The organism is Scandinavium sp. (assembly GCF_032012665.1).
Taxonomy (GTDB): Bacteria; Pseudomonadota; Gammaproteobacteria; order Enterobacterales; family Enterobacteriaceae; genus Scandinavium.
On sequence record NZ_DALZVG010000005.1, the window covers coordinates 94436 to 120959 of the forward strand.

The window sequence follows — 26524 nt, forward strand, 5'->3', positions numbered from 1 at the left end:
TGGAAAGGGCGCTATGGTACTGGAAGCCAGGGTGTTAGTCACCTGTCAAAATAGCCCCAGTTGTCCTGTCAGTAGTGTAGCAAAATCGTCGTGGACGAAGGGTAAAATTCCGTCGGCGACCGGTTCGAGCTGCTTCGTCAGATAGTGCTCATAGTCCAGCGGAGACTGCCTGTAAGCCAGCGGTTCCGGGCCGCTGGTGGTCCAGACGTACTTAATGCTGCCGCGAGACTGGTACTGCAACGGCCGTCCCAGCTTCGCATTCTGTTCATCGGCAAGCCGGGCGGCGCGCACGTGCGGCGGTACGTTGCGCTGGTACTCCGCCAGCGGGCGCCTGAGCTGTTTGCGGTAGACCAGTTTGTCGTCCAGCTCACCCGCCATCAGCTTCGCGATCGTCTCGCGAATAAAATCCTGGTACGGCTCGTTGCGGAAAATGCGGCGGTACAGCTCTTGCTGGAACGCCTGCGCCAGCGGCGTCCAGTCGGTGCGCACCGTCTCCAGCCCTTTGAACACCATCCGCTGCTCGTCGCCGCTTTGAATCATGCCCGCGTAGCGCTTTTTGCTGCCCGTTTCGGTGCCGCGGATGGTGGGCATCAGGAAGCGGCAGAAATGGGTTTCGAACTCCAGCTCCATTGCGCTGGTAAGCCCCTGTTTTTGCAGCTCTTCAGTCCACCATTCGTTGACGAATGTCACCAGCTGACGACCAATCTTTGCCGCTTCTTCCTCGCTGTGTGCGCGTTTCAGCCAGACGAAAGTAGAATCGGTATCGCCATAGATCACGTCGTAGCCCTGCGATTCCACCAGCGCTTTAGTCTGGCGCATGATCGCGTGGCCGCGCATGGTGATCGACGAGGCAAGGCGGGGATCGAAAAAACGGCAGGCGCTGGTGCCGAGCACGCCGTAAAAGGCATTCATGATGATCTTGAGTGCCTGTGACAGCGGCTTGTTGTTATGCAGCTTGGCTTCATCTCGCCCATGCCAGATCTGCCCGACAATATCCGGCAGGCAGTGTTTGTCCCGTGAAAACCACGCTCCCAGGAAACCTTCGGTGCTGTGTGTCGCATCTGGTTGCGCCATGCCTTCCACCAGGCCGACAGGGTCTATCAGAAAAGTGCGGATGATGGACGGATACAGGCTTTTGTAATCCAGCACCAGCACCGAGTCGTAGAGACCGGGCTGCGAGTCCATGACGTAGCCGCCGGGGCTTGCCTGCGGCGGTACTTCACCCAGGTTGGGCGCGACATAGCCAAGGCGATGCATCCGCGGGAAGTAGAGGTGCCCGAAAGCGGCTACCGAGCCACCGTGGCGGTCCACCGGCAATCCGTTTACCGTGGCGCGTTCCAGCAGGAACGGCATGATTTCCGTTTTGTGGAAAATGCGCGTGACCAGCTCACAGTCCTTCAGATTGTATTTGGCTAATGCGGGCTTATCTTCGGCGAAACGGCGGTCAATTTCGTCCATTCTGTCCCAGGGATTGTCGATGGATTTTCCTTCACCGAGCAGCTCCTGCGAGACGGCTTCCAGAGAAAATGACGGGAAGTTCCAGAAGGCGGATTTCAGCGCTTCAATACCGTCGATAATCAACCGACCGGTGGCCTGGGCAAAAAACACGCCGTTTTTGAAGCCATGTTCGCGCCAGTCGATTTCCGTATTGTCACGCCCGAGCATCAGTGGAATTCGATACCGTTCGGCATGTTTTTGCAGGACTTTCAGGTCAAACTGCACCACGTTCCAGCCGATGATGATGTCAGGGTCGTGTTCGGCAAACCAGGCGTTGAGCTTTTCCAGCAGCTGCGGGCGGCTGGCGACGTACTCGAGCTGAAAATCAATATGTGACGCATCGCCATTTTCCGGTCCGAGCATATAGACAATTCTCTGCCCACAGCCTTCAAGGCCAATGCAGTACAGCTCGCCGTTGCGGGTGGTTTCGATATCCAGCGACACCCACTTCAGCGGCGGGCGATAGTGTGGGCTGGGTTTCATGCGCACATTGACCAGCGTATTGCCCTGCGCTTCACCTTCCACCCATACGGGAGCGGTGATGAAGCGTTCCATGAGATAGCGCTCCGGCGGGCGGATATCCGCTTCATAGACGGTGATGCCCTCGGTACGCAGCAGCTTTTCAAGCCGCATCAGCTGACGATGCGAACGGCAATAGAGGCCGAACACCGGCTGACGGTGAAAATCCTTCAGGGCTAAGGGGGCGAGGCGCGCGTCATTTTCCCCACGCAGCAGGCGCTCGACCTGCGGGCGCTGCGATTCCGGGATAAACGCCACAGACTCCTGCGGCGGGAGCGTGACCTGTAACGGGCCGTTGTCGGTTGCCAGCCAGAAGGTGACTTCAGTGCCCTGCGGAGTGTCCCGCCAGTGACGGGTTAACAAAAAACCTTCTCGCGCCTGTGCCACAAGCTCTACTCAAAAAGAAAACCAGGCCTGAGTATAGCCTGGTTTGCCCTGAATTGCTGTGGTTTTATACAGGTGTCATTGCCCGTAATAGGCCTTCGCACCGTGCTTGCGCAGGTAGTGTTTGTCCAGAAGCGTTGTTTGCATGTCCGGCAGCTGTGGGGAAAGCTGGCGACAAAAAATGCCCATGTAGGCAACTTCTTCCAGCACGATGGCGTTATGCACAGCGTCTTCGGCCGTTTTCCCCCAGGCAAACGGGCCGTGGGAATGCACCAGAACGCCGGGCATTTGTGCCGCATCAATACTCTGTTTTTCAAACGTTTCGACAATCACGTTTCCGGTTTCCCATTCATACTGACCGTTGATCTCGGCGTCCGTCATTTTGCGCGTGCAGGGAATACTGCCGTAGAAATAGTCCGCGTGGGTGGTGCCCGTCGCCGGAATGGGCTGGCCTGCCTGCGCCCATATTGTCGCGTGGCGTGAGTGGGTGTGGACGATGCCTCCGATGGTCGGAAACGCCTGATAAAGCAGACGATGCGTGGGCGTATCGGAGGAGGGTTTTTTGCGGCCTTCCACCACTTCGCCCGTAGCGAGGCTGACCACCACCATATCTTCTGCTGTCATCACGTCATACTCCACGCCGGACGGTTTAATCACGAACAGGCCTTTCTCGCGGTCAATGGCGCTGACGTTACCCCAGGTCAGGGTCACCAGGTGGTGTTTGGGTAACTGGAGATTGGCTTCCAGCACCTGACGTTTGAGATCTTCTAACATTATTGTCCCCCTGCCGGATGGCGCTTCGCTTATCCGGCCTACAAAACCGCAGGCCCGGCAAGCGGAACGTCGCCGGGCAATGCTTAACGTTTTGACCCGTAATACACTTCGTTCCAGCGCAGCGCATCCTTAAAGGCCGGCAGGCGGGTGTCGTTGTCGATGACGGTCAGCTCGATATCGTGCAGCTCGGCAAACTGACGCAGGTCGTCCAGGGTCAGCGCATGGCTGAAGACGGTATGGTGCGCACCGCCCGCGACAATCCAGGCTTCCGAAGCCACTTCAAGATTCGGATGCGCTTTCCACAACGCATTCGCTACCGGCAGCTTCGGCAGGCTGTGCGGTGTTTTTACGGTCTCAATGGTGTTCACCAGCAGGCGGAACCGATCCCCGAGATCGACCAGGCTTGCCACCAGCGCCGGTCCGGGTTGGGTGTCGAAGATCAGACGGGCCGGATCGGCTTTGCCACCGATGCCGAGATACTGCACGTCAAGGATCGGTTTTTCGGCGGTGGCGATGGTTGGGCAGATCTCCAGCATGTGCGAGCCCAGCACCAGATCGTTGCCGCTGTCGAAGTGATAGGTGTAATCCTCCATAAAGGAGGTGCCCCCCGCGAGGCCGGTCGACATCACCTTCATGATCCGCAGCAGCGCCGCCGTTTTCCAGTCGCCTTCGCCCGCAAAGCCGTAGCCCTGCTGCATCAGGCGCTGTACCGCCAGGCCCGGCAGCTGCTTCAGACCGTGCAAATCTTCAAAGGTGGTGGTGAAGGCGTGGAAACCGCCCTGTTCAAGAAAGCGCTTCATGCCCAGCTCAATGCGTGCTGCATCCAGCACGTTCTGGCGCTTATCGCCGTGAACCTGCGCGGCGGCAGTCAGGCGGTAGGTGCTTTCATATTCGTCGACCAGCGCGCTGACGTCGCCATCGCTGACTTCGTTCACCACCTGCACCAAATCCCCCACGGCCCAGGTATTCACGGAGAAGCCGAATTTAATCTGCGCGGCAACCTTATCGCCGTCGGTCACCGCCACTTCGCGCATGTTGTCACCAAAGCGCACCACTTTCAGGTGGCGGGTATCCTGTTTAGAAATCGCCTGGCGTATCCACGAGCCGATGCGTTCGTGGGCGCGTTTGTCCTGCCAGTGGCCCGTCACCACGCTGTGCTGCTGACGCATACGTGCGCCGATGAAGCCGAATTCGCGGCCGCCGTGTGCGGTCTGGTTCAGGTTCATAAAGTCCATGTCGATGCTGTCCCACGGTAGCGCGGCGTTGAACTGGGTATGGAACTGCAGCAGCGGTTTATTGAGGATGGTCAGGCCATTAATCCACATTTTTGCGGGCGAGAAGGTGTGCAGCCAGACCACAAGACCTGCGCATTTGTCGTCGTAGTTCGCATCGCGACAGATGGCGGTGATTTCATCGGGACGGGTGCCGAGTGGTTTCAGCACCAGCTTACAGGGCAGTTTCGCCTCGGCGTTCAGCGCGTTCACCACGTGTTCGGCATGCTGCGTCACCTGGCGCAGGGGTTCCGGGCCGTACAGATGCTGACTGCCAATCACAAACCAGACTTCATAATTGCTAAAAATCGTCATTGTCATTTCCTTAGTGCGTCAGTGCTGCCGACGGTCTTTCCGTGCAGGTGGCTGAAGGGAGATAGTGGTGTTCGGCGCTCTTCGCCCATTGCTGGTAGCGCTGATAAAGCTGTTCGAAGCGTTGAGCCTGAGTCGGGCGCGGCTCAAGCGTGTGTTCGATGTGGCTTGCCATCTTTTGCTGCGCGGCCGGAATGTTGGCGTGAACGCCCGCGGCCACGGCAGCGAATATTGCCGCGCCCAGCGCGCAGCACTGATCGGAGGCCACAATCTGTAGCGGGCGATTGAGCACGTCGCAGCAGGCCTGCATAATCGCCACGTTTTTACGGGCAATGCCGCCGAGCGCCATCACGTTGTTCACCGGAATGCCCTGTGAGGTGAAGCACTCCATAATGGCGCGCGCGCCAAAAGCGGTGGCCGCCACCAGCCCGCCGAACAGCGCAGGGGCATCGGTGGCGAGATTCAGATCGGTAATCACGCCCTTCAGACGCTGGTTGGCATTCGGCGTTCGGCGGCCGTTAAACCAGTCGAGTACCACCGGAAGATGTTCCAGCGATGGCTTTTGCGCCCACGCGGCGGTCAGCGCCGGAAGAAGCTGTTTTTGACTGGCTTTAATCTGTTCCTTCAGCTCCGGATGCTGAGCGGCCAGCTGCTCCAGCGGCCAGTCGAGGATGCGGCCAAACCAGGCATAGATGTCGCCAAAGGCAGATTGTCCCGCCTCCATACCGATAAAGCCCGGCGTGACGCTTCCGTCGACCTGGCCGCAAATTCCCTGCACGGCGCGCTCTCCGACGCTGGTTTTATCGGCAATCAGAATGTCGCAGGTGGAGGTGCCGATAACTTTCACCAGCGTATTTGGCTGCGCGCCCGCACCGACCGCGCCCATATGGCAGTCGAATGCGCCACCGGAAATCACCACGCTTTGCGTGAGATCCAGGCGCTGCGCCCACTCGGCGCTAAGCGTGCCAACCGGGATATCGGCGGTGTACGTATCGGTAAATAACGGGCAGGGCAGATGCTGACTGAGAAGAGGATCGAGCTCGTCGAAGAAGCTGGCAGGCGGCAGGCCGCCCCAGCTTTCGTGCCACAGGGATTTGTGCCCGGCGCTGCAGCGGCCGCGACGAATATCCTGCGGGCGCGTGGTGCCGGAAAGCAGAGCGGGCACCCAGTCACATAATTCAATCCAGGAGACGGCGGCCTGTGCAACATGGCTGTCTGCGCGGGTGATGTGCAGGATTTTGGCCCAGAACCATTCGCTGGAGTAAATACCGCCGATGTAGCGGGAGTAGTCGGTTTTTCCGGGCTGGTGGCACAGGCGCGTGATGGCTTCGGCTTCTTCAACGGCGGTGTGATCTTTCCACAGTACGAACATAGCGTTGGGGTTGTCGGCAAACTCCGGGCGTAAAGCCAGGACGTGGCCTTCGTTATCAAGCGGTGCCGGAGTGGAGCCGGTACTGTCGACGCCGATGCCTACGACGTCTGCCCGGCGTTCGCCAAGATCGCTCAGCACCCCTTTAAGCGCTGATTCCATGGATTCAATATAATCCCTTGGATGATGACGAAACCGATTGTTCGGCGCGTCGCAGTAGCGCCCTTCCTGCCAGCGTGGGTACCACTCCACGCGGGTGGCGATTTCCTTTCCGGTGTCGCACTCCACCGCCAGCGCTCGCACTGAATCACTGCCAAAGTCGAGGCCAATTGCTATTGCCATCGTGCTGCTCCATGAAGAGGGTCGGGTATGGAGAAACAGTAGTTTTTAGCGGAAAAAAGCGTCAGGCGTGAACCGCTAATCTTATGGACAATAATGCTGTTCCAGCGCAAAGTGTGACGGCGTGCAAATATTATAACAGGCTATTTCTCGCTTTTTCGCTTCGCTGGCAATATGGACAAATGCTTTCCTTATAAGCCTGCTGAGCGAGCGATGTTATGCCTGAACTTCAGAACGATCCGCTGTTACCCGGCTACTCTTTTAACGCCCATCTGGTGGCGGGGTTGACGCCGATTGAAGCCGACGGCTATCTCGACTTTTTTATTGACCGCCCGCTCGGCATGAAGGGCTATATCCTTAACCTGACGGTGCGTGGGGAAGGGGTGATTAACAATCAGGGGCACCAGTTTGTCTGTCGTCCGGGGGATATCGTGCTGTTTCCGCCGGGGGAGATTCATCACTATGGCCGTCACCCGCAGGCGAGCGAGTGGTATCACCAGTGGGTTTACTTCCGGCCACGGGCTTACTGGCACGAGTGGCTGAGCTGGCCGACGCTCTTTGCCCAGACCGGTTTTTACCGCCCGGACGAAGCGCATCAGGCGCGGTTTGCGGAGCTTTTCGGGCAGATTATCGATGCCGGGCAGGGCGTGGGCCGCTATTCTGAACTGCTGGCCATCAATCTTCTGGAGCAGCTTTTGCTGCGGCGCATGGAGGCGATTAACGAATCGCTGCTCCCGCCGATGGATAACCGGGTGCGCGACGCCTGTCAGTACATCAGCGACCACCTGGCGGACAGCCAGTTTGATATTGCCAGCGTCGCTCAGCACGTTTGCCTGTCGCCGTCGCGGCTCTCGCACCTGTTCCGCCAGCAGCTCGGCGTCAGCGTTCTGAGCTGGCGTGAAGATCAGCGAATCAGCCAGGCGAAGCTCCTGCTCAGCACCACGAGAATGCCGATTGCCAGCGTCGGGCGGAACGTAGGCTTCGAAGATCAGCTCTACTTCTCCCGCGTTTTCAAAAAATGCACCGGCGCCAGCCCCAGCGAGTTCCGGGCAGGTGTAACCCATGAGTGAAAAAAGTGAACCCCTGCGCGTGATGGCGGGTCATAACCTGTAAACTATTCAGACAATTGTCGGCTTGACGAAGCAGCAGCACCTCCGCAGAATCGCTGCTTCGCTCTCCAACCGGGACCCCTATGCAAGCGTTGCTGGAACATTTCATTACCCAATCGGTCGTCTATTCACTGATTGCTGTCGCACTGGTGGCCTTTCTGGAATCGCTGGCGCTGGTGGGGTTAATTCTGCCAGGCACCATCATGATGTCCGCGCTCGGCGCGCTGATTGGCAGTGGGGAAGTGAACTTCTGGCAGGCGTGGCTTGCGGGCATCATTGGCTGCCTGCTGGGGGACTGGATTTCCTTCTGGATCGGCTGGCGCTTTAAAAAGCCGCTGCACCGCTGGTCGTTCATGCAAAAGAACAAAGCGCTGCTGGATAAAACCGAACACGCGCTGCATCAGCACAGCATGATTACCGTACTGATTGGCCGCTTTGTTGGCCCGACGAGACCTCTGGTGCCGATGGTTGCCGGGATGCTCGATTTACCGGTATCCAAATTTATCGTGCCAAATATCATTGGCTGCCTGCTCTGGCCGCCGGTCTATTTCCTGCCGGGCATTCTGGCCGGGGCCGCGATCGACATTCCTGCTGATGCGCAAAGTGGCAGCTTCAAATGGCTCCTTTTGCTGGCGGCGGTACTGGTATGGCTTACTGCCTGGTTCGGCTGGCGGCTGTGGCGCAGCGGCAAATCGGGCGCGGACCGGCTGACGAGATACCTGCCGCGCGCTCGCCTGCTCTGGCTGATGCCCGTGATGAGCATCGGTACGGTGGTCTCACTGTATGTGCTGTTCAGACATCCGCTGATGCCGGTTTATCTGGGTATTTTAGGTAAGGTTGTAAGCCGCTAGTTTTTCTCTCTTTGGGCAAGAGACTGCCTGGCGGCACTAAGTTTGCCGGGCCTACAACCCCTCCTGCAGGCCGTGCAAGCACAGCGCCGCCCGGCGCCGATTTATGCCTGAATCCCCAGCAAATGCGACGCGCTCGCTTTGCCGCTCAGCAGCTCATCGGTGGCGCCATCCCAGGCGATACGCCCATCGGCAATCACCAGCGATCGCGGCGCAATACGGGCCGCATCTTCTACGCTGTGAGAGACCATCAGTAAGGTGAGCTGCTGGCGACGACAAACGTCACTGACCAGCTCGAGCATCTCCTGGCGCAGCGCGGGATCGAGGGCCGAAAAGGGCTCATCGAGCAGCAGCACTGGCTGTTCCCGCACCAGGCAGCGTGCAAGCGCCGCGCGCTGACGCTGGCCTCCTGATAACTCCCCTGGCAGCCTTTCCAGCAGCGGCTCAATGCCCATCTGGCTGGCGATCACGCTCAGCTTATGCTGCTGGGCGGCGTTCAGCTTCAGCCCTGGATGCATCCCCAGCCCGATGTTCTGGCGGATCGTCAGGTGGCTGAAAAGGTTGTTCTCCTGAAACAGCATCGACACCGGGCGTTTGGCGGGTGGCGTCAGGGTATGCGGCTGGTTCTCGATAAAAAGCGTACCGCTGGCAGGCGTTAGGAACCCCGCAATCAGGTTCAGCAGCGTGCTTTTCCCTGCGCCGCTTGGACCAAGCACGGCAATCTGCTCTCCCTGCTTAACGGAGAGGGTAAAACGCATCGGCAGATGCTCGTACAGCCAGGTAACATCATTCAGTTTTAGCATCGCGGCCCGGAAGTTTTTCAATCACGGTAAATAACAGGAAACAGAGTAGCAGCAGAATAAAGGCGGTGACCGCGCCGTCCTGGCTGCGGTAGGCGCCAATCTGCTGATAAAGATAAAACGGCAGCGTACGGAAATCTTCATTACCAAACAGCGCAACCACGCCAAAATCGCCAATCGATAAAACGCAGGCAAACGCCAGCGCCTGGGCCAACGGGCGCTTAAGCGCGCGCATTTCAACTACGCGAAAACGGGTGAAGCCCTGCATTCCAAGCGACTGACAAAGCTGGCTGTAGCGTGAAGTGGCGTCGCGCATCGGGTTTTCCAGCACTTTAAGCGCATAAGGAATCGCCATCAGCGCGTTAGTGAAGATAACGATTCCGTCGGCGGAGGTAGGCAGCCCGACGCTGCTGCTGAGCAATAAAAAGAAGCCGGTCGCCAGCACGATACCCGGCATGGCGAGGATCAGCATGCCGCTTAGCTCCAGCCCCTGTCCGGCAAGGTGCTGGTTTCTGGCGCGAAGTTCGCGGCTACTCCACAGCAGCATCAGCGTTAGCACGACGGAGAGAAAACCGGCGGCTACGGCAATGCGTAGCGAAGTCCAGATAGCCTGCCACAGCTCGGGCTGCGTCAGAACGTGGGGAAGATTACGATTCAGGCCATCCACGATCACCGCCAGAAGCGGCGGCAGGAGTAACAGCAAAGCGAGGATAATCAGCAGCGAATCGATAATTCGGCTGTGCAAGCGGTCGTTCGGATCGCGCCAGCCCGTGTGCTGCGTATTGCCGGGAGCAATAGCGCGGCTCAAACGCTGGCTGATTAACATCAAACCAAGGCAGCAAATCATCTGGACAATCGCCAGCATCGCCGCCCGGCCTGGATCATAGTCAAAGTTAAGTGCCTGATAGATAGCCAGTTCGATGGTCGTCGCCTGTGGTCCACCGCCGAGCGACAGCACGGTGGCAAAGCTGGCAAAGCACAGCATGAAAATCAGCGCCGCGATGGCCGGAATTTGCCGACGCATCCACGGCCACTCGACAAAGCGGAAAAAGGTAAAGCCACGCATGCCTAACTGAGCCGCCAGCTGGCGCTGCTCGCCGGGAATTTGCTCCAGCGCCTGCAGCAGCAGGCGCGTTGCCATCGGCATGTTGAAGAAGACGTGCGCCAGCAGAATGCCCTGTAAGCCATAGGGCGAGAACGACCAGTGCCAGCCCAGCAGCGCGAAAAGCTGCGCGAGCCAACCCTGGCGTCCATACACGCTCAGGATGCCGAAGACCGCGACAAGGACCGGCAGGATCAACGTCATGGCACACAGGCGCAGCAAGGTTTGACGTCCGGGAAAGCGGCGGCGGTACAGTGAACGGGAAAGGAAGATAGCGGGAAAAACCGACAGCAGGGCGGAGAGAAATGCCTGCCAGAAGGAGAATCTCACTACGTGCCACAGGTAGCTGTCGTGCAGGAACTCACCCCAGCTTCCCGCCGGGGCGTTTAACCATAAGGCCAGAAAGGCGGCCAGCGCCACGGTCACCATCAATGTGGCAACCGTGATACCCGGCAGCAACCAGCCGGGAATTACTGGCTGACGGCGCGTTGCCATGCAGCAATCCAGCCCTGACGTTCGGTTGCGACCTGGTTCGGAGTATATTCCAGCGTGGTTGTCGGTTTCACCAGCGAGCTAAACGCCTCCGGCAGCTCAACCTGCGTCACCGGGTACATCCAGTTGCCGGTCGGGATCGCTTTCTGGAACCCCGGGCTGACCATAAACTTCAGGAACTGTTCGGCAAGCGCAGGCTGCTTGCTGGCTGCCGTACGCGCAGCCACTTCGACCTGAAGGTAGTGCCCTTCAGCGAAATCAGCGGCCGCATAGTTCTCTTTTTTCTCTTCGATAATGTGGTAGGCCGGAGAGGTGGTGTAGCTCAGCACCAGGTCGCTTTCCCCTTTCAGGAACAGGCCGTAGGCTTCGCTCCAGCCTTTGGTGACGGTGACGGTTTTCGCCGCCAGCTTCTGCCAGGCTTCCGGGGCTTTGTCGCCGTACACTTTCTGCATCCACAGCAGCAGGCCAAGGCCCGGCGTGCTGGTGCGCGGATCTTCATAAATCACGCGCCATTTATTCGGGCTTTCCACCAGATCCTTAAGGCTCTTTGGCGGGTTCTTCAGCTTGTTCTTGTCATACACAAAGGCGAAATAGCCGTAATCAAACGGTACAAAGGTGTCATTCTTCCAGCCGCCGGGCACGGTCAGCCCATCCGTCTGCACGCCGCTTTTGGCGAACAGGTTTGTCTGCGTTGCCGCCTCCAGCAGATTGTTATCCAGCCCGAGCACCACGTCGGCTTTGCTGTTTTTGCCTTCCATGCGCAGACGGTTCAGCAGTGAAACACCATCCTCCAGCGCGACGTATTTCAGCTCACAGTTACAGTCTGCTTCGAAGGCTTTTTTGACTGCCGGGCCCGGGCCCCAGTCGGCGGAGAACGAGTCGTAGGTATAAACGGTGAGAACAGGTTTGGCGAAAACAGGCACGCTAACCAGCGCCAGTAACGGCAGGAGTTTTTTCAGCACTTTGCACCTCAAAAATTAGGGGTGGCAAAGGATTTTGAGTGAGCCTCAAATCCCTTCGCCGGCGTTATCCGGATCAGGTTCGACGGGTATTATCTCAGCCGCGTTTTGCAGCACCCCGTTGAGAACGGCGTTATTGTAATGAGTTTGTGACTTTTCAGGAAGCCTCGCGGTGGGGATTAAGGGTCGGGCGGCGCAAACCAGGCTGACTTAAAGTCAAACCAGCCGAGCGTGTTCATCCGCAGGCCACGCATACTGCGCTGCCCCTGGATGCGCAGCCAGTGGTGGATCAACGGTACGATGTCACGCCGGGCAATCAGCTGCTGCGACCAGTTGGCGAGGTTGATCTCCCCCGCCTGCCAGTCGGTGGCGGCCTGTTGCCAGTCCAGCGGAATGCAGTGCTGGATCAGCGGCACTTCAAACAGGTGTGCGAAGAGCGAGAAGTCCAGCGGCAGCGTGAAGTTGGCGCTGTTGAGCCACATATCGCTTTGCGCTTCGCCGCGGTGCCATTCATCGTAGTCAAGTTCCTGAATCACCAGCTTCACCTGATGTTCAGCCAGCAGTCGGCTCATGATTAGCGCAATGTTCTTATGCTCCAGATGCTCCCGGTAATAGGTAAGTGTGAGCGTTTCCAGCCCGGGGGGCTTCTCGCCTTTGCCGGGGCGGGCGTGGTGCCAGCGCGGTAGCAGGCCGTAGGCCGGGAACCAGTAGCCCTGATACTGTTCGTCGGCGTGGTAGAGCAGGTTGGCAGGGGAGAGGATTTCGCTTACCCAACGACGAACATCGTCCGCCAGGCCCTTCTGGCTTCGGGCGTCGAAAAGCAGGTAATAACACCCTTCCTCCAGGCGACTTTCTACCGCTTTTTCACCCTCGGTGGAACTGGAGCCTTCCAGCGTCAGGCCACAGGTCACCTCGTCGCTAATTTCTGGTAAGACCCAGACGTTCACTTCGTCGATCAGCGCACGAAAGCCAAAGAAGTCGTCGAACGCGTGGATCTTCAGCTGATTCTCGTTGTTGCGGGCAACGGCATAAGGCCCGGTGCCCACCGGCAGGCTGGAAAAATTGTGCATGGTTTCCCATTCCTGCGGCAGGATCATCGCCGGAATGTGGCCGAGTAGCCAGGGGAGCCAGCGGTCAGGACGAGAGAGGTGGATATCCAGCGTCCAGGCCGTCGGGGAATCAATTTGACTGATGTGCGCATAGAGCGGCAGGGTGTTAATGCGCTGCAAAGAATGGATAACGTCTTCCATTTCCAGTTCACGTCCGTGGTGAAAATGGATGCCTGGTCGGAGGTAAAATCGCCAGTGTAAAGGGGAAATTTGCTGCCAGTGGTGCGCAATATCCGCTTCCAGTTCCCCGTTTTCCTCATTTATGCGCGTCAGGGCGCTGAAAATCTGCCGGGCGATGTGGGTCTCTGAGCGGCGCAGCGGCGTGCCGGGCAGCAGGTTGCGCATCGGGCGGTAGTAGAGCACCCGCAGAATATGCCGACCCTGGCGGAAGCTGCGCCCCAGATGGGACACCAGCATCTGACGCACGGTGGCTTTATCGCCGACGAGTTGCACAAGCTGATCGATTCTGTCCTGCTCGAGCAGGTCCTCAGCCCGCTGCTGCTGAAGCGCGAGGCCTGTATAAAGGAAGGTGAGATGTGAGCGCTTGCCGCGTCCGGCCTCCGCCTGCCAGGTGAGCCAGCCGCGCTCTTCCATGGTGTTAAGCAGCGTGCGCATATGGCGGCGTGAGCAACTCAGCAATTCCGCCAGCTCGTTGAGCGTGGTCTCCTGGGATTTTCCGTCACAGCACTGCCATAAGCGGATGAACTGTTGTTGCAGACGACCAGAGGACATAAAAGGGGAACTCCCGGTGAAAACTCAGCAATTTATTTATCCTCATATTAAGCCAATAATTCATTTCGATGAAGTGAGGAGGTGACGATGAAGCAGCCAACTGTCCGTCAGTTTTATCAACAGTACTTTTTGGCGACGCAGGGAGCGTCATGGCTGGCCCGCCTGGTCGCAGGAATGCGCCTGAAGATGCTGGAAGATCTGATGCAGTGGGAAGTTACAACCCCGGCTTCTTGATCCCACTAACTTGCCTGATCATGTGTGACTGAGTATTGGTGTAAAATCACCCGCCAGCAGAACCGTTCTGCTGGCTTTTTTCGTTTCTCTTTGGTGGATAAGGAACAATCATGCTCTGGCTGATGACGATGGGACGACGCCTGAACGGGGTGTACGCGGCTTTTATGCTGGTGGCGTTCATGATTGGCGTGGCCGGGGCTTTGCAGGCGCCGACCCTGAGCCTGTTTCTTAGTCGGGAAGTGGGCGTACAGCCGTTCTGGGTCGGCCTGTTTTACACCGTTAACGCCATTGCCGGGATTGCCGTGAGCCTTGGGCTCGCCAAACGTTCGGATCGCAAGGGCGACAGGCGCAAGCTCATCATGTTTTGCTGCCTGATGGCCGTGGGTAACGCGTTACTGTTCGCCTTTAACCGCCATTATCTGACGCTCATCACCTGCGGCGTGCTGCTGGCATCCCTCGCCAACACGGCTATGCCGCAGCTTTTCGCCCTGGCACGTGAATACGCCGACAGTTCGGCCCGTGAAGTGGTGATGTTCAGCTCTGTTATGCGCGCGCAACTTTCGCTGGCGTGGGTAATCGGTCCGCCGCTGGCCTTTATGCTGGCGCTGAATTACGGCTTTACCGTGATGTTTTCTATTGCCGCCGGGATTTTTGTGCTGGGTCTGGCGCTGATTGCCTTCGCGCTGCCTTCGGTGGCGCGCGTGGAGCAACCCGCAACGGTGGCGCTGACTGAGGTCAGCGGCTGGGGCGATAAAAATGTACGTATGTTGTTTATCGCTTCCACGCTGATGTGGACCTGCAACACCATGTATATCATCGATATGCCTTTGTGGATCAGCAGTGATTTGGGGCTGCCGGATAGCCTGGCGGGCATTCTGATGGGAACGGCGGCCGGGCTTGAGATCCCGGCGATGATCCTTGCAGGCTACTACGTCAAACGCTTTGGTAAACGCCGGATGATGATGACCGCCGTGGCCGCAGGCGTGCTTTTCTACGCCGGGCTGATACTGTTCCACAGCCGCGAGGCGCTGCTGATCCTTCAGTTATTCAACGCGGTGTTTATCGGGATTATCGCCGGGATCGGCATGCTGTGGTTTCAGGATCTGATGCCGGGACGAGCGGGTTCCGCGACGACGCTTTTCACTAACAGCATTTCAACGGGCGTGATTCTGGCGGGCGTGATTCAGGGCGCGGTAGCGCAAAGCTTCGGTCATCACTTTGTCTATTGGGTGATTGCGGTAATTTCGCTGATGGCGTTTGGCCTGACCTGCAGGGTGAAGGATGTTTAAGTAGAAATGCCGGATGCGCAGAGCTTATCCGGCCTACAGGGGACTGATTTTTTTGTAAGCCGGATTAAGGGGGAGCCGCATCCGGCACCCGGTTCAGCTCATAAACGCAGGCTGTTTGCTTTCGTACGCTGAGATGGCGTCTTCATGCTGAAGCGTCAGGCCGATGCTGTCGAGACCGTTCAGCATACAGTGGCGGCGGAAGGCGTCCAGCGTAAAGCTGTACGTTTTCTCTCCCGCTTTTACTACCTGCGCTTCCAGATCCACTTCAAAAGTCATGCCCGGATTCGCCTGCACCTGCTTAAACAGGTCATCGACCTGCTCATCGCTCAGCGTGACCGGCAGCAGCTGGTTGTTGAAGCTGTTGCCGTAGAAGATGTCGGCGAAGCTCGGTGCAATCACGACTTTGAATCCATAGTCGGTCAGTGCCCATGGCGCGTGTTCACGCGATGAACCGCAGCCAAAGTTTTCACGCGCCAGCAGAATGGACGCCCCCTTGTACTCCGGGAAGTTCAGCACGAATTCCGGGTTCGGTTGCTCTCCCTTGTCATCGAGGAATCGCCAGTCGTTGAACAGGTGCGCACCGAAGCCGGTACGGGTCACTTTCTGTAAAAACTGCTTCGGAATGATCGCATCGGTGTCAACGTTTGCCGCATCCAGTGGGACAACCAGGCCGGTATGTTGGGTAAATTTCTCTGCCATGAGGGTCTCCTTATTTCATTCCACGGATGTCGGCGAAGTGGCCGGTCACGGCGGCTGCCGCGGCCATTGCAGGACTGACCAGGTGCGTACGACCGCCGCGGCCCTGACGGCCTTCAAAGTTACGGTTGCTGGTGGAGGCGCAGCGCTCGCCCGGATTCAGGCGGTCGTTGTTCATTGCCAGGCACATAGAGCAGCCCGGTAAACGCCATTCAAAACCGGCTTCGATGAAAATCTTATCCAGGCCTTCTGCTTCCGCCTGGGCTTTTACCGGACCGGAACCCGGTACGACCAGCGCCTGAACGCCTGGTGCGACTTTGCGCCCTTTGGCAATTTCTGCCGCTGCGCGTAAATCCTCAATGCGGGAGTTGGTGCAGGAGCCGATAAAGACTTTATCGATCGCCACTTCGGTCAGCGGGATGCCTGGCTTCAGGCCCATATACGCCAGCGCTTTTTCAGCACTTGCACGTTCAACCGGATCGGCAAACGAGGCCGGGTCCGGAATGCTGTCGTTGACGGAAATCACCTGGCCCGGGTTGGTGCCCCAGGTGACCTGCGGGGCGATCTCTTCGGCCTGTAAGGTCACGACGGTATCGAATTTTGCGTCGGCGTCGGTTTTCAGGGTTTTCCAGTACGCAACGGCATCGTCAAAATGCTGGCCTTTCGGTGCGTGCAGGCGACCTTTGACGTAGTTGAAGGTGGTTTCATCTGGCGCAACAAGACCTGCTTTCGCGCCCATCTCAATCGCCATGTTGCACAGGGTCATGCGGCCTTCCATCGTCAGCGCCTGGATGGCGTCGCCGCAGAATTCGACCACGTGCCCGGTACCGCCCGCGCTGCCGGTTTTGCCGATAATCGCCAGCACGATATCTTTCGCCGTGATGCCCGGTGCAGCCTTGCCTTTAACCTCAATTTTCATGGTCTTCGCGCGGCCCTGCTTAAGGGTCTGCGTGGCCAGTACATGCTCCACTTCGGACGTACCGATACCGAACGCCAGTGCGCCAAACGCGCCGTGGGTGGCGGTGTGGGAATCGCCGCAGACGATGGTCATGCCTGGCAGGGTGATCCCTTGCTCCGGCCCCATCACGTGCACAATGCCCTGATACGGGTGATTCAGGTCATACAGCTCCACGCCAAACTCGTTACAGTTTTTGATGAGCTCCTGCATCTGAATACGTGCCATCTCACCGGAGGCGTTGATGTCTTTGGTTTCCGTCGACACGTTGTGATCCATCGTGGCGAAGGTTTTGCCCGGCTGACGCACCGGACGATGGTGCGCGCGCAGGCCGTCAAACGCCTGCGGGGATGTGACCTCGTGCACCAGATGACGGTCGATATACAGCAGCGGGGTTTCGTTTGGCGCTTCGTGAACGATGTGCGCATCAAACAATTTTTCGTATAACGTCTTCGCCATGATTACACCCCTTCTGCAACATAGCGGGCGATGATGTCGCCCATTTCATCAGTGCTGACCGCCGCGTTGCCGCGGGCCAAATCGCCGGTACGTACGCCTTGCTCTAATGCACGGTTAATCGCATTTTCAATAGCCGTGGCCGCGTCGTTTGCGTCCAGGCTGTAGCGCAGTAGCAGCGCCAGCGACAGGATCTGCGCAATCGGGTTGGCGATATTTTTGCCGGCGATATCAGGCGCGGAGCCGCCAGCCGGTTCGTACAGGCCAAAACCTTGCTCATTGAGGCTTGCTGATGGCAGCATGCCCATCGAACCGGTAATCATTGCGCACTCATCTGAGAGAATGTCGCCGAACAGGTTAGAGCAAAGCAGCACGTCGAACTGGGACGGATCCTTAATCAGTTGCATGGTAGCGTTATCGATGTACATGTGCGCCAGCTCGACGTCGGGATACTCTTTCGCGATTTCGTTAACGATTTCGCGCCACAGAATGGAGGTCTGCAATACGTTGGCTTTATCGATAGACGTCACTTTATGACGGCGCTTGCGGGCAGACTCAAAGGCGATACGCGCAATTCGCTCGATTTCAAAGCGGTGATACACCTCGGTATCAAAGGCTTTTTCGTGCTGGCCGCTGCCTTCACGGCCTTTTGGCTGTCCAAAATAGATGCCGCCGGTCAGTTCACGGACGCACAGAATGTCGAAGCCGTTGGCGGCAATATCTGCGCGCAGCGGGCAGAACTCTTCCAGCCCCTGATACAGTTTTGCCGGGCGCAGATTAGAGAACAGTTTGAAATGCTTGCGCAGCGGCAGCAGGGCCCCACGCTCCGGCTGCTCGGCAGGAGGCAGGTTTTCCCATTTCGGGCCGCCGACGGAGCCGAACAGGATGGCATCGGCCTGCTCACAGCCTTCTACCGTTGCCTGCGGCAGCGGTTTACCGTGCTTATCGATAGCGATGCCGCCTACGTCGTAGTGGCTGGTGGTAATGCGCATGTTAAAACGGCTACGCACGGCTTCCAGGACTTTCAGGGCTTGTGCCATCACTTCCGGGCCAATACCGTCGCCCGGTAACACAGCAATATGGTAATTCTTCGACATTACACGGTTTCCTTTTTGTTCTCGTTATTCTGCGCTTTGCGCTGCAACTCTTTTTCGACTTCGTTTGCACGCCAGATATTGTTCAGCACGTGCACCATCGCCTTAGCGGAGGACTCAACGATGTCCGTTGCCAGGCCTACGCCGTGGAAGCGGCGGCCGTTATAGTTCGCCACGATATCCACCTGACCCAGCGCGTCTTTACCGTGACCTTTGGCAGTCAGACCGTATTTCACCAGCTCGATGTTGAAGTTGGTGATGCGGTTGATGGCCTGGTAAACCGCATCGACCGGGCCGTTGCCGTTTGCCGCTTCGGCTTTGACTTCTTCGCCACAGGCGAGCTTGACGGAGGCGGTAGCGATATCGTTGGAGCCGGACTGCACGCTGAAATAGTCCAGGCGGAAATGCTCTGGCTCTTCCTGCTGTTTGTTAATAAAGGCCAGTGCTTCCAGGTCATAGTCAAAGACCTGGCCTTTTTTGTCGGCCAGCTTCAGGAACGCGTCGTACAGGTTATCCAGGCTGTAATCGGTCTCTTTGTAGCCCATTTCATCCATACGGTGCTTCACTGCCGCGCGGCCAGAGCGGGAAGTCAGGTTCAGCTGCACCTGATTCAGGCCGATGGATTCCGGGGTCATGATTTCGTAGTTTTCACGATTTTTCAGCACGCCGTCCTGATGAATGCCGGAGGAGTGGGCGAAGGCCCCGGTACCAACAATTGCTTTGTTCGCCGGGATCGGCATGCTGCAGATCTGGCTCACGGTCTGGCTGGTGCGCCAGATTTCGTTGTGATTGATACGCGTCTGCACGTTCATGATGTCTTTGCGGACTTTGATCGCCATGATCACTTCTTCCAGCGAACAGTTACCCGCTCGTTCTCCGATGCCGTTCATTGCGCCTTCGACCTGACGAGCGCCTGCGTGTACGGCGGCGATGGCGTTGCCAACGGCCAGGCCGAGGTCGTCGTGGGTGTGAACGGAGATAATCGCTTTGTCGATGTTAGGAACGCGCTCATACAGCCCGGAAATGATATTGGCGAACTCGAACGGCATGGTGTAGCCGACGGTATCAGGAATATTGATGGTACGCGCACCGGCGTTGATGGCGGCTTCGACGACGCGGGACAAATCTTCAATCGGCGTGCGGCCTGCATCTTCACAGGAAAATTCAACGTCGTCGGTGTAATTGCGGGCGCGCTTGATCATATAGATTGAGCGCTCAATGACTTCGTCCAGCGTGCTGCGCAGCTTAGTGGCGATGTGCATTGGGGAAGTGGCAATGAAGGTGTGAATACGGAAAGCTTCAGCCACCTTCAGGGACTCTGCAGCCACATCAATGTCTTTCTCGACGCAGCGAGCCAGGGCGCAGACGCGGCTGTTTTTCACGGTGCGAGCGATAGTCTGAACGGATTCGAAATCGCCCGGTGAGGAGACAGGGAAACCGACTTCCATCACGTCAACACCCATGCGTTCGAGGGCCAGCGCGATCTGCAGTTTCTCTTTCACGCTCAGGCTTGCCTGTAATGCCTGTTCACCGTCACGTAAGGTGGTATCGAAGATAACGACTTGTTGGCTCATGGTTTTGGTCCTTGTCAGTCTTAGGTCGCCTTGCTACGAGCATAAAAAAACCCGCGCTAAGGCGCGGGTTTTTAGTCTTACCAGGGGATGACTTAACGTAAAACGTCGCCCACCAGTCTACCGCGCACAGTGAATGCGTTTAGTAGTAGTAGACCGGTGAAACGAGTAGTACGGATCATTGCGTCATGCCCCAGATGAATTCGATATGCTTTTAGTGGTACTGGATATGCCGATCGATGTCAACCTTTTCTGCTGAAAATGCCAGGTATTCTGTTGTTGAGATAAGAATATTCCTTAGCTGATTGTTCTGATGAATCTTTTTTTTCTCGCAGATTGTTTTAATTCATACTTATTTTTTTTAATGAAATGTAGCAGCTGAACATGAATATTCTTATTTGGAAAAGGACATCAATGCCAGGCCTGAAAGGGTAACGCGATGATATGGCGGTAATTAACGTTGTGTGTTTTCTATTTTTAGGAATTTTCATAGTTAATTGCTAGTAAAATGTTATGTGAATAAGATCACTTCCGAAATAGAATTTAAATCTCTGAGACTATTCTTGACTCAAACTATTGTTGTCTATTTTCCTGGTTTATGATTAAAATTTGCCTATAAAGTCTCGTATATGGATTGGCGGGGAGCCAGCGTGGCAGAATGCTTGTTTTTTTGTTACTTAATGGCCCGCCTTTATAAATTCCTAATTATCTCTGCATATCTTCTTCCCTGTGTATATGCATGTTAAATCCTGTTCTTAATATTTGTTGCTGTACCCGGTAAAAGGGAGTTCGTATGACAGTGGAGTCTACTATGGTGGTTGACAAAGAAGCCGCATCTACAGGTTCAGGCCAGGAGCAGAATTGCCCCCAGCTCCGTTCAGTTGACCTGAATTTACTGACCGTTTTTGATGCGGTTATGCAGGAGCAGAATATTACGCGAGCGGCGCATATTTTAGGGATGTCACAGCCCGCCGTCAGCAATGCAGTTTCGCGCCTGAAAGTCATGTTCAATGATGAGTTGTTCGTACGCTATGGCCGCGGCATTCAGCCTACTGCCAGAGCTTCGCAGCTGTTTGGTTCCATTCGTCAGGCCTTGCAACTGGTGCAGAATGAACTGCCGGGTTCGGGTTTTGAACCGGTAAGCAGCGATCGGGTGTTTAATCTCTGCGTTTGCAGTCCTCTGGATAATGCGTTGACCTCTTCAATTCTTAATTATGTGAATAAGGTCGCACCCAATATCCATTTAATATTTAAGTCCTGCTTAAATCAAAACACTGAACATCAGCTACGCTACCAGGAACTTGAGTTTGTCATCGGCTATGAAGAGTTCCGTCGCCCTGAATTTACCTGTCTTCCATTATTCCGCGATGAGATGGTGTTGGTTGCCAGTGCAAACCATCCACGATTGACGGGCCCAATGAAAGAAAGCGATATTTACCGGGAAGAGCACGCGGTGGTGTCTCTGGAGCGCTATGCTTCATTTAGTCAGCCCTGGTACGATACGCCAGAAAAACAGGCCAGCATTGCCTACCAGGGGATGGCATTAATCAGCGTACTGAATGTTGTGTCGCAAACCGATCTGGTAGCAATTGCTCCGCGCTGGCTGGTGGAAGAATTCACCGAAAAACTGAATATAAAAATGCTGCCGCTGCCAATGAAATTAAACAGCCGCACCTGTTTCCTTTCGTGGCATGAAGCGGCGGGGCGCGATAAAGGACACCAGTGGATGGAAGAGTTGCTGGTTTCTGTTTGCCGTCGTTAAGTTTCCGAATGTAAACCAGGTGCGCTTGCATCTGGTTTGTTCTGATGATCATCTGCATATCAATATTTTCTACTGATGTTTAATCAGCGAGTCGATGCGTCAGGGATCAAAAATGCATGATCGCCTGTGATGTCCCTTTTCTTTCGAATTTTTTTCATTCACTTTTCTTATTCCTGAAGTATTCCACTAATAAGCTTTCTGATGCCTCATTTTTCTGCTGTCGGGTGCTTTCAGTGCCGCCCGGCTGCCGATTGCCTGCCTGATGACGAGCGGTTATGTTAAGGAAATGCTGTCATTCTGAAATCAACGGGGCGCACATTCACCCTGTTGTATGACGATGCGGAAATGAGTTCCGCCGTCATTAACTAAGCCTGGAGGCAAACCATGGAGATGTTGTCTGGCGCCGAGATGGTCGTTCGATCGCTTATCGATCAGGGCGTAAAACAGGTATTCGGCTATCCCGGAGGCGCAGTTCTTGATATTTACGATGCGCTGCATACCGTGGGCGGAATTGATCATGTGCTGGTTCGTCATGAACAGGCGGCCGTGCATATGGCCGATGGCTTGGCTCGCGCGACTGGCGAAGTGGGCGTCGTGCTGGTGACATCTGGCCCCGGTGCAACAAACGCCATTACCGGTATTGCTACCGCCTATATGGATTCTGTTCCTCTGGTCGTTCTCTCCGGCCAGGTCGCCACGTCGCTGATTGGTTACGATGCTTTCCAGGAGTGCGATATGGTGGGCGTTTCCCGACCGGTGGTGAAGCATAGCTTTCTGGTGAAGCAGACTGAAGACATTCCCGGCGTACTGAAAAAAGCATTCTGGCTCGCCGCGAGCGGGCGCCCGGGCCCGGTAGTTGTCGACTTACCAAAAGATATTCTCAATCCGGCGAATAAGCTGCCTTACAGCTGGCCGGAATCGGTGAGTATGCGCTCCTACAACCCGACCACCACGGGCCATAAAGGGCAGATTAAGCGTGCTTTGCAAACGCTTGTCGCGGCGAAAAAACCGGTGGTGTACGTCGGCGGAGGGGCGATCAATAGCGCCTGCGAAGGTGAGCTGCGTACGTTAATTGAAAAACTGAATCTGCCCGTGGCTTCTTCTTTAATGGGGCTGGGTGCTTTCCCGGCAACGCATCGTCAGGCGCTTGGTATGCTGGGGATGCACGGCACCTATGAAGCCAATATGACGATGCATAACTCCGATGTGATCTTTGCCGTTGGCGTTCGTTTTGACGATCGCACAACAAACAATCTCGCCAAATACTGTCCGAACGCGACGGTGCTGCACATTGACATCGACCCGACTTCGATTTCCAAAACGGTGGCGGCAGATGTACCGATTGTCGGCGATGCGCGAATGGTACTCGAGCAGATGCTTGAGTTGCTCGAACAGGAAACCGTGACTCAGCCATTAGACGAGATCCGTGACTGGTGGCAGCAGATTGAACAATGGCGTGCACGTCAGTGCCTGAAGTATGACACCCAAAGCGAACACATCAAGCCGCAGGCGGTGATCGAGACTATCTGGAAGCTGACGAAAGGCGGAGCCTACGTGACTTCTGATGTCGGTCAGCACCAGATGTTTGCCGCCCTCTATTACCCGTTCGACAAACCTCGTCATTGGATCAACTCAGGTGGGCTGGGCACGATGGGGTTCGGCTTGCCTGCTGCGCTGGGGGTAAAAATGGCACTGCCGGACGAAACCGTCGTGTGTGTGACGGGCGACGGCAGCATTCAGATGAACATTCAGGAACTCTCAACCGCATTGCAGTACGAGCTGCCGGTGCTGGTGCTGAACCTTAACAACGGTTACCTCGGGATGGTGAAACAGTGGCAGGACATGATCTACTCTGGTCGCCATTCGCAATCTTATATGTCATCGCTGCCTGATTTCGTTCGTCTGGCAGAGGCTTACGGTCACGTGGGGATTCGCGTTAGCGATCCTGCGGAGCTTGAAGCGAAACTCGGCGAAGCGCTGGAGCAGGTGCGTAACAACCGTCTGGTGTTCGTGGATGTGATCGTTGACGGCAGCGAGCACGTCTATCCGATGCATATTCGTGGCGGCGGTATGGATGAAATGTGGCTGAGCAAAACGGAGAGAACCTGATTATGCGCCGTATCTTATCAGTCCTGCTGGAGAATGAATCGGGCGCGCTTTCGCGCGTGATCGGGCTTTTCTCCCAGCGTGGATACAACATTGAAAGCCTTACCGTCGCGCCTACCGACGATCCCACGCTTTCCCGCATGACGATCCAGACGGTCGGGGATGAGAAAGTGATCGAGCAGATCGAAAAACAGCTGCACAAGTTAGTGGATGTTTTACGCGTCAGCGAACTGGGGCAGGGTGCGCACGTTGAGCGCGAGATCATGCTGGTGAAAGTCCAGGCCAGCGGTTATGGACGTGAGGAAGTGAAGCGCAATACTGAAATCTTCCGCGGCCAGATTATTGACGTCACGCCGTCTATCTATACCGTTCAACTGGCAGGAACCAGCGATAAGCTCGACGCCTTCCTGGCTTCGTTGCGTGATGTTGCACGCATTGTTGAAGTAGCGCGCTCTGGCGTCGTCGGCCTGTCGCGCGGTGACAAAATTATGCGTTAAGCCTGGCTTTCATCCGAAAATTTCAGCCCGGCCTCAGACGTCGGGCTTTTTTTTGCGAATTCGTTGGTCAGTGCCGATAAAAGCGGTTGCCGCTGTACGCAATCTGCGTTTAGATGTTATGGAATTTATTCCATGATTTAACAATGGTTATGGATCGTACATTTTAAGCAAGGGGTAATTGTGAAACTGGATGAAATCGCCAGGCTTGCCGGCGTGTCACGCACCACGGCGAGCTATGTGATCAATGGAAAAGCGAAACAGTATCGCGTCAGCGATAAAACGGTCGAAAAGGTCATGGCCGTTGTACGTGAGCATAACTATCATCCGAACGCGGTCGCGGCGGGCTTGCGTGCGGGGCGAACCCGCTCCATCGGCCTCGTTATTCCCGATCTCGAAAACACCAGTTACACCCGCATTGCTAACTATCTTGAGCGTCAGGCGCGCCAGCGTGGTTATCAGCTGCTGATTGCCTGCTCTGAAGATCAGCCTGATAACGAAATGCGCTGCATTGAGCACCTTTTGCAGCGCCAGGTGGATGCCATCATCGTATCCACCTCGCTGCCGCCAGAACATCCTTTCTACCAGCGATGGGCTAACGATTCTTTTCCAATCGTTGCGCTCGATCGTGCTCTGGATCGTGAACATTTCACCAGCGTTGTGGGTGCCGACCAGGAAGATGCGGAAGCGCTGGCTGCTGAATTGCGTAAATTCCCGGCCGATACGGTGCTCTATCTCGGTGCGTTGCCTGAGCTATCGGTTAGCTTCCTGCGTGAACAGGGTTTTCGCAGTGCCTGGAAGGACGATCCGCGGGAAGTGAATTTCCTTTATGCCAACAGCTATGAGCGGGAAGCCGCCGCCCAGCTGTTTGAAAAATGGCTGGAAACTCACACAATGCCACAGGCGCTGTTTACCACTTCCTTTGCCCTTCTTCAGGGCGTGATGGACGTGACGTTACGTCGTGAAGGTAAGCTGCCTTCAGAACTGGCGATAGCGACCTTTGGCGATCATGAATTACTCGATTTCCTTCAGTGCCCGGTGCTGGCAGTGGCTCAGCGTCATCGTGACGTTGCCGAGCGAGTGCTGGAGATCGTGCTGGCAAGCCTCGACGAACCGCGTAAACCAAAACCAGGTCTGAGCCGTATCCGTCGTAACCTCTATCGCCGCGGTAGCCTGAGCCGCCGCTAATCATCCAGCGGAAAGGACAATGTTCACGATTGCCTTTCCGTTTTACCTGACGTGATTAAGCGAAAATCCTTATTCAGACAATTCCTTAAAATTCTTAAGTTAACTATTATTTACCCTTTTATATGCAAGGCCGCGATATTAACTTAGGTTTATGGAAAGTAAAGAACGGCTATTTTTGAATTGTTTTGTTACATTCAGGCGCGCTTTTGCAGAATTAACAGTCACTTCATTCACAATCTCGCATTTCCTCACGTACTGGCGGCCGCAGAGCGGCATAAACAGTTCCGGCAAGGGCTATTAACGCGTTAAAGAATGTCCTAAAATGCCGCGCACGTCGCAAACTGACACTTTATATTTTCACCTTTGTGAAATTGGGTTGCTCAAAAACGTTACGAAGGTGTTGGTTTTTTTCTTGCCACTATTCATGACGTTATTTTGCCTCGTTCGTTGGACAGAAATTAAACAGGGCGAATATTGGTGCGTTATATAGAGTTTTCGGACTCAAAGAGCACCAGTGCTGGCTTGACAAGCTTTTCCTCCGCTCCGTAAACTCCTTTAGGTGGGAATTTGTGGGTGAAAGTGGAGAAAAGGGGTGAGGCTGGCATGTTCCGTGGAGCTACGTTAGTCAATCTCGACAGCAAAGGGCGCCTGGCCGTCCCAACCCGCTACCGGGATTTGCTGCTTGAGAACGCTGCTGGTCAATTGGTGTGCACCATTGACATCCATCACCCATGCCTGCTGCTTTACCCGCTGCCCGAATGGGAAATCATCGAGCAAAAATTGTCGCGACTGTCGAGCATGAATCCCGCGGAACGCCGCGTACAGCGTCTGCTGTTGGGACATGCCAGCGAATGTCAAATGGACAACGCCGGTCGTTTGCTGATTGCGCCGGTTTTACGGCAACACGCCGGACTGACCAAAGAAGTGATGCTGGTCGGACAGTTCAACAAGTTTGAACTGTGGGATGAAACGACCTGGTATCAACGGGTCAAGGAAGATATCGACGCTGAGCAGTCCGCCTCCGGAGAGCTGTCGGAGCGGTTGCAGGACTTGTCCTTATAAG

The 26524-nt window shown here is 56.0% G+C and carries 22 protein-coding genes and 1 riboswitch; of the genes, 9 read left to right on the forward strand and 13 right to left on the reverse strand.

Translation table 11 applies throughout. The annotated features are described in order from the left end of the window. Positions 1-45: 45 nt before the first annotated feature. The 4 genes from polB to araB all read right to left on the reverse strand — a co-directional run bounded on the left by polB (position 46) and on the right by araB (position 6468). On the reverse strand, positions 46-2403 hold the full coding sequence (gene polB / locus RTU33_RS06455; RefSeq protein WP_312626103.1) for a DNA polymerase II: 2358 nt from the start codon (positions 2401-2403) through the stop codon (positions 46-48). 75 nt (positions 2404-2478) lie between these two features. Then, positions 2479-3174: an L-ribulose-5-phosphate 4-epimerase gene (araD, locus tag RTU33_RS06460; protein WP_312626105.1), complete on the reverse strand. Its 696-nt coding sequence runs from the start codon at positions 3172-3174 to the stop codon at positions 2479-2481. 83 nt (positions 3175-3257) lie between these two features. After that, the gene (araA, locus tag RTU33_RS06465) at positions 3258-4760 is read right to left on the reverse strand and encodes an L-arabinose isomerase (protein ID WP_312626106.1); all 1503 of its coding nucleotides are present in this window, start codon (positions 4758-4760) and stop codon (positions 3258-3260) included. A gap of 10 nt (positions 4761-4770) precedes the next feature. Further along, positions 4771-6468, reverse strand: a complete 1698-nt coding sequence (gene araB / locus RTU33_RS06470; protein ID WP_312626107.1) for a ribulokinase — start codon at positions 6466-6468, stop codon at positions 4771-4773. Positions 6469-6683: 215 nt separating this feature from the next. Here araB and araC point away from each other — a divergent pair, with 215 nt between their 5' ends. Together araC and RTU33_RS06480 are read left to right on the forward strand one after the other, a co-directional pair. Beyond that, positions 6684-7535, forward strand: a complete 852-nt coding sequence (gene araC, locus RTU33_RS06475; RefSeq protein ID WP_312626109.1) for an arabinose operon transcriptional regulator AraC — start codon at positions 6684-6686, stop codon at positions 7533-7535. Between the two features lie 122 nt (positions 7536-7657). After that, positions 7658-8425 carry a DedA family protein gene (locus RTU33_RS06480; RefSeq protein ID WP_312626111.1) on the forward strand — a complete coding sequence of 256 codons (768 nt, stop codon included), beginning with the start codon at positions 7658-7660 and terminating at the stop codon, positions 8423-8425. 101 nt (positions 8426-8526) lie between these two features. Here the strand turns inward: RTU33_RS06480 and thiQ are convergent, their stop codons facing one another. The 4 genes from thiQ to sgrR form a co-directional block, all read right to left on the reverse strand. Then, entirely contained in the window at positions 8527-9225 is a 699-nt protein-coding gene (thiQ, locus tag RTU33_RS06485; RefSeq protein ID WP_312626113.1) for a thiamine ABC transporter ATP-binding protein ThiQ, read from the reverse strand. Next, positions 9209-10819, reverse strand: a complete 1611-nt coding sequence (gene thiP, locus RTU33_RS06490; RefSeq protein WP_312626115.1) for a thiamine/thiamine pyrophosphate ABC transporter permease ThiP — start codon at positions 10817-10819, stop codon at positions 9209-9211. Before thiP ends, thiQ begins: the two co-directional genes overlap by 17 nt. Beyond that, entirely contained in the window at positions 10795-11778 is a 984-nt protein-coding gene (gene thiB / locus RTU33_RS06495; RefSeq protein ID WP_312626117.1) for a thiamine ABC transporter substrate binding subunit, read from the reverse strand. Before thiB ends, thiP begins: the two co-directional genes overlap by 25 nt. Positions 11779-11810: 32 nt before the next feature. Then, positions 11811-11906: riboswitch (TPP riboswitch) on the reverse strand. A 48-nt stretch (positions 11907-11954) separates the two neighbouring features. Continuing rightward, a complete protein-coding gene (gene sgrR / locus RTU33_RS06500; protein ID WP_312626118.1) occupies positions 11955-13616 on the reverse strand; it encodes an HTH-type transcriptional regulator SgrR in 1662 nt (553 codons plus the stop codon). Positions 13617-13703: 87 nt separating this feature from the next. On the opposite strand from sgrR, the gene sgrT reads away from it, so the two are divergent. Then, a complete protein-coding gene (sgrT, locus tag RTU33_RS06505) occupies positions 13704-13850 on the forward strand; it encodes a glucose uptake inhibitor SgrT (protein WP_312626119.1) in 147 nt (48 codons plus the stop codon). Between the two features lie 110 nt (positions 13851-13960). Continuing rightward, positions 13961-15139, forward strand: a complete 1179-nt coding sequence (locus RTU33_RS06510) for a sugar efflux transporter (protein WP_312626120.1) — start codon at positions 13961-13963, stop codon at positions 15137-15139. A gap of 93 nt (positions 15140-15232) precedes the next feature. Here RTU33_RS06510 and leuD read toward each other — a convergent pair whose 3' ends face one another. From leuD to leuL, 5 genes are all read right to left on the reverse strand, one after another. Then, positions 15233-15838: a 3-isopropylmalate dehydratase small subunit gene (leuD, locus tag RTU33_RS06515; RefSeq protein WP_312626121.1), complete on the reverse strand. Its 606-nt coding sequence runs from the start codon at positions 15836-15838 to the stop codon at positions 15233-15235. Positions 15839-15848: 10 nt separating this feature from the next. Beyond that, entirely contained in the window at positions 15849-17249 is a 1401-nt protein-coding gene (leuC, locus tag RTU33_RS06520) for a 3-isopropylmalate dehydratase large subunit (protein WP_312626123.1), read from the reverse strand. 2 nt (positions 17250-17251) lie between these two features. Then, on the reverse strand, positions 17252-18343 hold the full coding sequence (gene leuB, locus RTU33_RS06525; RefSeq protein WP_312626124.1) for a 3-isopropylmalate dehydrogenase: 1092 nt from the start codon (positions 18341-18343) through the stop codon (positions 17252-17254). Further along, the gene (leuA, locus tag RTU33_RS06530; protein WP_312626125.1) at positions 18343-19914 is read right to left on the reverse strand and encodes a 2-isopropylmalate synthase; all 1572 of its coding nucleotides are present in this window, start codon (positions 19912-19914) and stop codon (positions 18343-18345) included. Before leuA ends, leuB begins: the two co-directional genes overlap by 1 nt. 92 nt (positions 19915-20006) lie before the next feature. Continuing rightward, entirely contained in the window at positions 20007-20093 is an 87-nt protein-coding gene (gene leuL / locus RTU33_RS06535; RefSeq protein ID WP_101706271.1) for a leu operon leader peptide, read from the reverse strand. Positions 20094-20704: 611 nt separating this feature from the next. On the opposite strand from leuL, the gene leuO reads away from it, so the two are divergent. The 5 genes from leuO to mraZ all read left to right on the forward strand — a co-directional run bounded on the left by leuO (position 20705) and on the right by mraZ (position 26523). Further along, positions 20705-21673, forward strand: a complete 969-nt coding sequence (gene leuO / locus RTU33_RS06540) for a transcriptional regulator LeuO (protein WP_312626126.1) — start codon at positions 20705-20707, stop codon at positions 21671-21673. A gap of 384 nt (positions 21674-22057) precedes the next feature. Then, on the forward strand, positions 22058-23782 hold the full coding sequence (gene ilvI, locus RTU33_RS06545; RefSeq protein WP_312626128.1) for an acetolactate synthase 3 large subunit: 1725 nt from the start codon (positions 22058-22060) through the stop codon (positions 23780-23782). 2 nt (positions 23783-23784) lie between these two features. After that, a complete protein-coding gene (gene ilvN, locus RTU33_RS06550; protein WP_097162857.1) occupies positions 23785-24276 on the forward strand; it encodes an acetolactate synthase small subunit in 492 nt (163 codons plus the stop codon). Between the two features lie 180 nt (positions 24277-24456). After that, positions 24457-25461, forward strand: coding sequence for a catabolite repressor/activator (cra, locus tag RTU33_RS06555; protein ID WP_312626130.1), 1005 nt, complete (start codon positions 24457-24459; stop codon positions 25459-25461). Between the two features lie 603 nt (positions 25462-26064). After that, a complete protein-coding gene (mraZ, locus tag RTU33_RS06560; RefSeq protein WP_110510758.1) occupies positions 26065-26523 on the forward strand; it encodes a division/cell wall cluster transcriptional repressor MraZ in 459 nt (152 codons plus the stop codon). Position 26524: the final 1 nt, after the last annotated feature.

What these genes read in the sequence shown, in the direction of transcription:
- RTU33_RS06480 (WP_312626111.1), top strand. Translation starts at nt 7,658, where the DNA reads ATGCAAGCGTTGCTGGAACATTTCATTACCCAATCGGTCGTCTATTCA.
- RTU33_RS06510 (WP_312626120.1), top strand. Translation starts at nt 13,961, where the DNA reads ATGCTCTGGCTGATGACGATGGGACGACGCCTGAACGGGGTGTACGCG.
- araD (WP_312626105.1), bottom strand. Translation starts at nt 3,174, where the DNA reads ATGTTAGAAGATCTCAAACGTCAGGTGCTGGAAGCCAATCTCCAGTTA.
- leuC (WP_312626123.1), bottom strand. Translation starts at nt 17,249, where the DNA reads ATGGCGAAGACGTTATACGAAAAATTGTTTGATGCGCACATCGTTCAC.
- araA (WP_312626106.1), bottom strand. Translation starts at nt 4,760, where the DNA reads ATGACGATTTTTAGCAATTATGAAGTCTGGTTTGTGATTGGCAGTCAG.
- leuB (WP_312626124.1), bottom strand. Translation starts at nt 18,343, where the DNA reads ATGTCGAAGAATTACCATATTGCTGTGTTACCGGGCGACGGTATTGGC.
- ilvI (WP_312626128.1), top strand. Translation starts at nt 22,058, where the DNA reads ATGGAGATGTTGTCTGGCGCCGAGATGGTCGTTCGATCGCTTATCGAT.
- mraZ (WP_110510758.1), top strand. Translation starts at nt 26,065, where the DNA reads ATGTTCCGTGGAGCTACGTTAGTCAATCTCGACAGCAAAGGGCGCCTG.
- thiP (WP_312626115.1), bottom strand. Translation starts at nt 10,819, where the DNA reads ATGGCAACGCGCCGTCAGCCAGTAATTCCCGGCTGGTTGCTGCCGGGT.
- araB (WP_312626107.1), bottom strand. Translation starts at nt 6,468, where the DNA reads ATGGCAATAGCAATTGGCCTCGACTTTGGCAGTGATTCAGTGCGAGCG.
- leuD (WP_312626121.1), bottom strand. Translation starts at nt 15,838, where the DNA reads ATGGCAGAGAAATTTACCCAACATACCGGCCTGGTTGTCCCACTGGAT.
- araC (WP_312626109.1), top strand. Translation starts at nt 6,684, where the DNA reads ATGCCTGAACTTCAGAACGATCCGCTGTTACCCGGCTACTCTTTTAAC.
- thiQ (WP_312626113.1), bottom strand. Translation starts at nt 9,225, where the DNA reads ATGCTAAAACTGAATGATGTTACCTGGCTGTACGAGCATCTGCCGATG.
- leuL (WP_101706271.1), bottom strand. Translation starts at nt 20,093, where the DNA reads ATGATCCGTACTACTCGTTTCACCGGTCTACTACTACTAAACGCATTC.
- leuO (WP_312626126.1), top strand. Translation starts at nt 20,705, where the DNA reads ATGACAGTGGAGTCTACTATGGTGGTTGACAAAGAAGCCGCATCTACA.
- leuA (WP_312626125.1), bottom strand. Translation starts at nt 19,914, where the DNA reads ATGAGCCAACAAGTCGTTATCTTCGATACCACCTTACGTGACGGTGAA.
- ilvN (WP_097162857.1), top strand. Translation starts at nt 23,785, where the DNA reads ATGCGCCGTATCTTATCAGTCCTGCTGGAGAATGAATCGGGCGCGCTT.
- sgrT (WP_312626119.1), top strand. Translation starts at nt 13,704, where the DNA reads ATGAAGCAGCCAACTGTCCGTCAGTTTTATCAACAGTACTTTTTGGCG.
- sgrR (WP_312626118.1), bottom strand. Translation starts at nt 13,616, where the DNA reads ATGTCCTCTGGTCGTCTGCAACAACAGTTCATCCGCTTATGGCAGTGC.